The organism is Lysinibacillus sp. NPDC097231 (genome assembly GCF_044761885.1).
Taxonomy (GTDB): Bacteria; Bacillota; Bacilli; order Bacillales_A; family Planococcaceae; genus Lysinibacillus.
This window is the reverse complement of record NZ_JBIWDH010000013.1, coordinates 56,851-58,452: the sequence shown is the minus strand read 5'-3', so window position 1 is coordinate 58,452 and position 1,602 is coordinate 56,851. Positions and strand designations below refer to the sequence as shown.

Sequence of the window (1,602 nt, the reverse complement as noted above, 5' to 3'; positions counted from 1 at the left end):
TGCGAAAGCGAAGCGACAGCAACAAATGTTAACTGTGCGAAAGCGAAGCGACAGCAACAAATGTTAACTGTGCGAAAGCGAAGCGACAGCAACAAATGTTAACTGTGCGAAAGCGAAGCGACAGCAACAAAGCGAGTAGCCTGTAACGGAAATCACCTCATTTAAATTATAAATATTCACAAAGATTTTCTTGATCATTTTGTTTTCAACACTGTAAAACAGGGAAAGAATCACATGAAATGACAGATTATTGAAACATTTTCTATGTTCATTCGTACAACTATATAAGAGGAGTTGAAATGAATGGATTGGCCACAATTACAAAAAGAGCAAGAAATGATTCATACACAGTTACGAAATGCGAGTAGGTTAAGTGAACAAAAGCTTTTAATAGAAGGGCAAATAGACCATGCACAACGGGACATTAACAATCATTCAACAGCACTCAATCATATTCGGAGTAGGCTGGACAAGTTAGAAGGATTTTCGTTTATGAATATGATTCGAACATGGACGGGACAGCAAGAGGAGCTGCGTGCAGAGAAAATCGATAAAGCAGCAATCCTAGAGTTAAAAATAAAAGAGGCACAAAATATGCAGCAGGATTTATCGAAGGATCTTGAACAAGTGAATGGAAAACTAGCGCAAATCAATGGGCGGCAATTGCAAGAAGCACTGTCTCAAGTGAATGCTAAAAAGAGAAGGTACTTACAATTACATGCCCCTCATCAGGCACAGAGATTGGAACAGTTAGCGAATGAAGAAATCCTTACAAAACAGCTTATTAAAGAAATCAATGAGGCTCAAGAAGCGGGGGATGTAGCACTTACTATGCTTGGACAAGCAGCAGCATCACTGCATTCAGCAAGTGGTTTTTCAACATGGGATACTTTTTTTGGAGGTGGTCTAATAGCTACACATTTAAAGCATGACGCTCTTGATCAAACCGAAAGTTATCTCCATAATGCACAAATTGCATTGCAACGATTCCATAACGAGTTACTAGATGTACAAGATATGTCAACCAAATCACTACATATTGAAACGGATGGTTTTGTGAAGTTTGCTGACTACTTCTTCGATGATATTTTCTCAGCTTGGTCTGTACATTCAAAAATATCGACAGCGCGAGAACAGGTATCTCGTGTTCAGGATGATGTGCATAATGCAATTTGGCGTTTACAGGACCAAAAGAACAATGTACAGGATCTAATGCAATCAATAGAAGAAGAACAAAAATATTTATTACAGGCTTGAGCGAGTTATGGCATGGAGCGAAATGTGTCTGTTGCTATCTTTTTGCTTTTGCACAGCAGGAGCCGTCTCAAAGACCAATTGAGACGGCTCCATTTTACTCTGATTATGAATTTTTTGAAAAGGCTTGTACCACTTCATTGACATAGTAAGTGGCTAATTTGGCTGTACGATTATCGATGTCTAGTGATGGATTCACTTCACAAATATCGAAGCTTCTTACTTTTTCATGTATAGCCACGAGTTTAATTAATTTGCGAACAAATGTTGGTTGTAAGCGGATAGAATAGCCGAAGTGAAGGAAAGAGCCAAGGAAAAGATGGATAGAAATCAGAGTGACGGATAGAC

Annotated in this window: 2 protein-coding genes; one reads left to right on the top strand and one right to left on the bottom strand. The window is 38.8% G+C overall.

What is annotated here, in order from left to right:
• Window positions 1-303: 303 nt before the first annotated feature.
• On the top strand, window positions 304-1,257 hold the full coding sequence (locus ACIQXF_RS10010; RefSeq protein ID WP_402782302.1) for a hypothetical protein: 954 nt from the start codon (window positions 304-306) through the stop codon (window positions 1,255-1,257).
• 103 nt (window positions 1,258-1,360) lie between these two features.
• Here the strand turns inward: ACIQXF_RS10010 and ACIQXF_RS10005 are convergent.
• Window positions 1,361-1,602 (bottom strand): arginase family protein (locus tag ACIQXF_RS10005; RefSeq protein WP_402782299.1); only part of this gene is annotated, 242 nt, incomplete at its 5' end.